This is a genomic window from Microbacterium umsixpiens (assembly GCF_053543675.1).
The window spans coordinates 1-6072 of sequence record NZ_JBLVOH010000001.1; the positions used below are offsets into that span (position 1 = coordinate 1).

6 protein-coding genes are annotated in these 6072 nt (G+C 68.5%); all 6 read left to right on the forward strand.

The window, feature by feature from the left end; genetic code table 11:
• Positions 1-57: 57 nt before the first annotated feature.
• The gene (gene lsrF / locus ACNPM4_RS00005; RefSeq protein WP_262002700.1) at positions 58-948 is read left to right on the forward strand and encodes a 3-hydroxy-5-phosphonooxypentane-2,4-dione thiolase; all 891 of its coding nucleotides are present in this window, start codon (positions 58-60) and stop codon (positions 946-948) included.
• Positions 945-1319: a cupin domain-containing protein gene (locus tag ACNPM4_RS00010; RefSeq protein WP_448984233.1), complete on the forward strand. Its 375-nt coding sequence runs from the start codon at positions 945-947 to the stop codon at positions 1317-1319. Before lsrF ends, ACNPM4_RS00010 begins: the two co-directional genes overlap by 4 nt.
• Positions 1320-1366: 47 nt before the next feature.
• Positions 1367-2692 carry an extracellular solute-binding protein gene (locus ACNPM4_RS00015; RefSeq protein WP_448984235.1) on the forward strand — a complete coding sequence of 442 codons (1326 nt, stop codon included), beginning with the start codon at positions 1367-1369 and terminating at the stop codon, positions 2690-2692.
• A gap of 29 nt (positions 2693-2721) precedes the next feature.
• Positions 2722-3627 (forward strand): carbohydrate ABC transporter permease, encoded by a 906-nt coding sequence (locus tag ACNPM4_RS00020; protein ID WP_091032410.1) that lies wholly within the window; start codon positions 2722-2724, stop codon positions 3625-3627.
• 2 nt (positions 3628-3629) lie between these two features.
• Positions 3630-4568: a carbohydrate ABC transporter permease gene (locus ACNPM4_RS00025; protein WP_051662268.1), complete on the forward strand. Its 939-nt coding sequence runs from the start codon at positions 3630-3632 to the stop codon at positions 4566-4568.
• 202 nt (positions 4569-4770) lie between these two features.
• A partial coding sequence (locus ACNPM4_RS00030; protein WP_448984238.1) for a DUF222 domain-containing protein occupies positions 4771-6072 on the forward strand: 1302 nt, incomplete at its 3' end.

Below are 6072 nucleotides of genomic sequence, written 5' to 3' on the forward strand. Positions count from 1 at the left end.
CCCACCCGACTCTCGCCCGTCGGCCACGCCGGCTGACGACCACCAGAAGGAGACACCATGGCAGACCTCGAAGGCAACGCCGCAGCGAAGAAGTTCCACTCCGAGACACCGGCCGTGCGCTTCTCGCAGAACATCCGCGGGGCCGCGAACCTCGACTGGGGCATGCAGAACCGCCTCTCCCGCATCCTCGACCCCGACACCGGCCGCACGGTCATGCTGGCGTTCGACCACGGATACTTCCAGGGACCGACGTCCGGCCTCGAGCGCATCGACCTGAACATCGCCCCGCTCGCCGAGTACGCGGACGCCGTGATGTGCACCCGCGGTGCGCTGCGCACCTCCGTTCCGCCGGCCACGCGCGCCGGTCTCGTGCTCCGCGCCTCGGGCGGGCCGTCGATCCTCAAGGACCTCTCCGACGAATACACCGCGATGGCGATGGCGGATGCCGTGCGCATCAACGCCGACGCCGTGGCCGTGCAGGTCTTCGTCGGCGGTGAGCACGAGAGCCGCAGCATCCGCAACCTCACGACGCTCGTCGACGAGGGCTACGCCGCCGGGATCCCGGTGCTCGGGGTGACGGCGGTCGGCAAGGAGCTCGTCCGTGATGCCCGCTACCTGGGCCTCGCCACCCGCATCATCGCCGAGCTCGGCGCCCAGCTCGTCAAGACCTACTACTGCGACGAGGGCTTCGAAGACGTGGTGGCGGGCTGCCCGGTGCCGGTGATCATGGCCGGGGGGAAGAAGCTCCCCGAGCTGGAAGCCCTCACGATGGCGTCGAATGCGGTCCGCGCGGGCGCTGCCGGCGTCGACATGGGGCGCAACATCTTCCAGAGCGCGGATCCTGCGGCGATGATGCGCGCAGTCCGCGCGGTCGTCCACGATGACGCCGCTCCCGCCGACGCGTACGAGCTGTTCCGCGAGGCCACCGAGACGCGGGTGCTCGCATGAGTGCCGACGTGCTCCGCGCCGCCGATGCCGCGCTCCGGTTCGGCGACTGGGGGCCGGGCTACCTCGCCCAGAGCGACGACGCCGCGTTCGGCGTGGTCGTGCTGCGGCCGGGCGACGAGTTCGGCAATCACCTGCACGAGCACCACACGGAGTCCTTCGTGGTGCTGGAAGGGCGCGCCGAGATCTGGCTCGATCGCGACACCTGCAGGGTCGTCTCCGTCGGTGATGTGCTCCGCGCCGAACCGCACGAGGAGCATTTCGTACGCAACCCGTTCGACGAGTCGTTCCGCGCCGTCTTCGTGAAGACCCCCTGGGTCGATGGCGACAAGGTCGATCGCCCCTGGACGCCGGACCCCGAATCCGGATCCTGACCGCTTCACCCCCTCACCCGAAGAAGAAACATCGAAAGGACAGCACCATGAGTGTGCAACGACGCTCCTCATCCCTCTCGCGCTATGCGCGTCGCTCCCTGCCCGTCATCGCCCTGGCTTCCGTCGCGGGCCTCGTGCTCGCGGGCTGCTCCGGCGACGCCGGCGGATCCTCCGGCGACGGTGGTGACAAGACCCTCAAGGTCCTGATCGCCGCCCCGCAGGAGGGAGCCGGCAAGACCCTCGAGGCCGATTTCGAAGCCGAGACCGGTGTCGAGGTCGAAGTCGAGGTCGTGCCCTACGACCAGATCCAGACCAAGGCGGTCCTCGACGCACAGTCCGGAACCAACAACTACGACGTCATCCAGTACTGGTACACGTCGGTCGGCGCGCTCGCCGACGCCGGTGCGCTCGCCGACATCACCGACTGGGTCGAATCCGACGAAGACATCGACTCGTCCGACTTCATCGAGGCGATCTTCGGCCCGTACTCGCAGTACGAGGGAGGCACCTACGGTCTGCCGATCGACGGCGACACGCACGTGCTCTTCTACAACAAGGCGATCTTCGAGCGGAACGGCGTCGAGGTGCCGACCACGTGGGACGAGTACATCGAGGTCTCGAAGAAGATCACCGATGCCGAGAAGGCGGACGGCGTGTACGGCAACGCCCTGCTCGGCTCGAAGAGCGCGTTCAACATCGGCTCGACCTTCTTCAACCGTCTCGCCACGATGTCGCCCGATCCGATCGACCCGCAGATGCCGCAGCTCGACACCGAGTACGCGGTCGCGGCGGCCCAGTCGATGCTCGACGCCGCCCCCTCTGCCCTGCCCAGTCCGCTGGAGATCGGGTTCGAGCAGGCGCTGCCGCAGTTCCTCTCGGGGTCCGTCGGCATGATCGAGTTCTGGACCGACCTCGGTGTCTTCGCGCAGGATCCCGAGCAGTCGAAGATCGTCGACGGCTGGGGTGTGGCACCGCTGCCCATCGGGCCGGAGGGCAAGATCTCCGGAGCGCTGAACGCCGGATGGGCGATGGGGATCAGCCCCAACGCGAGCGATGAGGAGCTCGCCAAGGACTTCGTGGCCTTCGCCTCCTCGAAGGAGACCAACGAGAAGCTGATCACGACGACCGGCTCCGGCGTCGATCCCACCCGGACGTCGACGCTGGAGAGCCCGGAATACGTCGAGTTCGCCCCCGAGGTGTCGGCGGTCGCCGCGCAGGTGCTGCCGAACGCGCAGTCGTGGCCCACGTCGCCGCAGGCACCGGAGATGATCCAGTCGCTGAGCGACAACCTCGCGCTCATGCTCCAGGGGAGCCTGACCGCCGAACAGGCGATGCAGCAGACCTGGGACTCCTGGCAGTCCCTGGCCGGCTGATCCGCTCGTCGAACCCGAAAGGACCGCTCATGTCGCAGCCCGTCACCCACCGACGCGTCTCCCGACGTGCGTCGTGGACGGGGCGCGCCCTGCTCGCCCCCGCCGTCATCGCGATCGTCATCATCGCGATCTACCCGCTCGGCTACATCATCGCCGCCTCCTTCTCGGAGTCGTCGCTGGGACGTCCGTTCTCGGAATGGGTCGGGTTCGACAACTTCGCGGCGCTGCTGGGGGACGGGATCACCCTCCCGTCCCTCGGCAGGTCGCTCCTCTTCGCCATCCCGTCGGCGCTCATCGCGCTGATCGCAGGGTTGGCGGTCGCGCTCTCGCTCGATGCGGCCGTCAAGGGCGGGCGCATCATACGGGTGCTGCTCCTGCTCCCGCTGATGACACCGCCGGTCATGGCCGGAGTCATCTGGAAGCTCATGCTGGCCCCCACGGGCGGGCTGCTCAACAACATCGGGCAATCGCTCGATCCGGGCTCCGAGCCGTTCCTGTTCCTCGGGTCGAGCCCCGCCGCGATGATCTCGGTGATCACGGTCGACGCCTGGCAGTGGACGCCGTTCTGCGTCCTGCTGGTGTTCGCCGCGCTGCAGACATTGCCCACCGAGGTGTACGAGGCCTCGCAGGTCGACGGCGCCGGAGTGTGGCAGACCTTCTGGCGCATCACCCTCCCGCTGGTGCTGCCGAGCCTGATCACGGTGCTGCTGCTGAAGCTCGTCGTCTCGTTCAAGGTCTTCGACCTCGTGTTCATCATGACCAGCGGCGGGCCGGGCTTCGACACCACCGTCAGCAGCTACGAGATCTATCGCACCGGTCTGCAGACCTTCGATGTGGGGGCGGCGGCCGCGCAGACCATCGCCTTCCTCGTCCTGGTCACCATCGTCATCCTGCCGCTCAACGCCGTGCGGCAGCGCCTGCACAAGGAGAGTTGACCATGTCGCTCATGCTCCGCGCATCCGATCGCCTCGAGGAGAGCGCGACCGAGACGCTCATCGTCCCCTCCGCCCGTCGCCGAGGGCGCTCCAAGGTGCGCACGTCGAGCACGTCGCGCCCCGGGCGTCCGTCCGCACTGGTCACGGCGGTGAAGTGGGCCGTGATCGTCGTCGCGATCACGCTCGCGCTCCTGCCCGTGCTGTACATGGTCGGCATGTCGTTCAAGAGCCCGGACGACATCCTGTCGACACGGATCCTCCCCTCGCGCCTCGCGTTCGAGAACTGGACCGCGGCCTTCGAGAACTGGCCGATCCTCACCTACCTGCGCAACTCGTTCGGCGCGGCGATCATCGCCGTGCTGGTGTCGCTCCTCGTGTCGATCCCCGCGAACTACGCGATGGCCCGGCTGCGCGCCGGCGGGAAGCAGACGCTCGGGCTGATCGTCTCGGCCTACGTCGCCCCGCCGGTCGTCGCGATCATCCCGCTCTTCGTGCTGGTGCGCTCGGCGGGGCTGATGGACTCGGTTCTCGGACTCGGGATCGTCGAGGGTCTGCTGCTCACGCCGGTCGCCGTCTGGCTGCTGGACGGCTTCTTCCGCGCGATCCCGTTCGAGATCGACGAGGCGGCGCAGATCGACGGATGCGGACCGCTCCGCACGCTGTGGGCGGTGATCCTGCCGCTCACCGCGCCGGGGATCGTCGCGGTCTCGATCATCGTCTTCATCCTGGCGTACAACGACTTTTTGATCCCCCTGCTGCTCACGCAGAGTGTGGACTCCCAGACGCTCCCGGTCGGCATCGCCCTGATGCAGGGCGGCCGCGAGGTGATGTTCGGGCAGATGGCGGCCGCAAGCCTGTCCGGGTTGATCCCCATCTATCTGCTGGCGCTCTTCCTGCAGAAGTGGCTCGTCGGTGGGCTGACGCAGGGGAGCGTGAAGTAGCGGGGTTGTCGGCGGGGCTTCTGCGTGATCCGTTGCGCCTGTTGCGCCTGTTGCGCCTTTTACGTTATTCGTGGATAGTTTCGAGGATGGTGGGATCTGTGGCGGAGGGGTCGCGGGCGTGGTGTCGCGGGTTTCTGCGACATTCTGGGATGTGATGCGGAGATAGCTTCGAAGGTAGCGTGTTACCGGGTTAGGATGGAGCATGTCCACTTTGACCGGGTTGCACGAGGCGATGAGTCGCCTCGATGAGGCGTGGTCGGGTGCCGGCGTGGCGGGGGATCTGTCCCGGGCGCAGCTGGTCGCGGTGGGGGCGGCGGTCGGGGTGCTGCAGCGGCGGTTGGATGCGGTGCATGTCGAGGTCGCCGCGCGGATCGCGCATGAGTCGCGGCCGGAGCTCGGGGCGGAGAGCCTCGCGAAGCAGCAGGGGTTCCGCACTCCGGCGACGTTGATCGCCGCGACCACGGGACGCTCGACGGGCGACGCGGCCCGTCTGGTGAAGGTGGGGGAGGCGACGGCGCCGCGCGCGGACCTTCTGGGGGCGCCGCTTCCGGCGAGGTATCCGTTGGTGCGGGCCGTGCTCGGCTCGGGTGCTCTCAGTGCGCCGGCCGCGGCGATGATCATCACGGTCCTGGATCGGTGCCGGGTGACGGCCGGGGCGGAGCGTGTCGCCCAGGGCGAGCGGGTGCTGGTCGAGAAAGCACAGGGGCTCGCGCTCGACGATGTGCGAAAGCTCGTGGTGCGGGCGGAGTCCTGGTTGGACCCCGACGGGGTGGAGCCGAAAGAAGAGGAGCGGCGGGGGAAGCGGGCGTTGACCCTGTTCGAGCGGGACGGGATGGTGCACCTGAACGCGGTCCTCGACGCCGAGACCGCCGCCCCTGTGGTGACCGCGATCCGCGGGTTCGTGACCGCCGCGTTCGCCGCCCGGCAGGAAGCCCCCGACGCGGAGGCCCCCGACGCGGACCGGCGCACGGTCCCGATGATCCAGGCCGACGCGCTCGCGGTGTTCTGCGCGCACGTCCTCGGCTGCCAGACGCGGGTCCCGGTCGCCGGGGCGACGGTGATCGTCCGGATGAACCTCTCGGACCTGGAATCGGGGGCGGGATCGGCGACCGTGGATGGTCTCGACCAGCCCGTCAGCATCGGGGCGGCACGGCGGATGGCCGCCGGCGGCGGAATCATCCCGTGTGTTCTCGGTGGGGACAGTGAAGTGTTGGACTGGGGGCGGGAGAAACGCCTGTTCACCCGCGCACAACGACTCGCCCTCGTGGAACGTGATGGCGGGTGCGCGATGTGTGGGCTCCCACCCGAGATGACGAAAGCGCACCACATCCGCTGGTGGAAACGCGACCACGGGCCCACCGATCTGTCCAACGGGGTGTTGCTGTGTGAGACCTGCCACCACCGCATCCACGACAACGGGTGGGACATCCGCATCGACCGACCCCGACACGGGACCGGGACCGGGACCGGGGGACGAGTGTGGTTCCTCCCGCCCCCCCCCCTC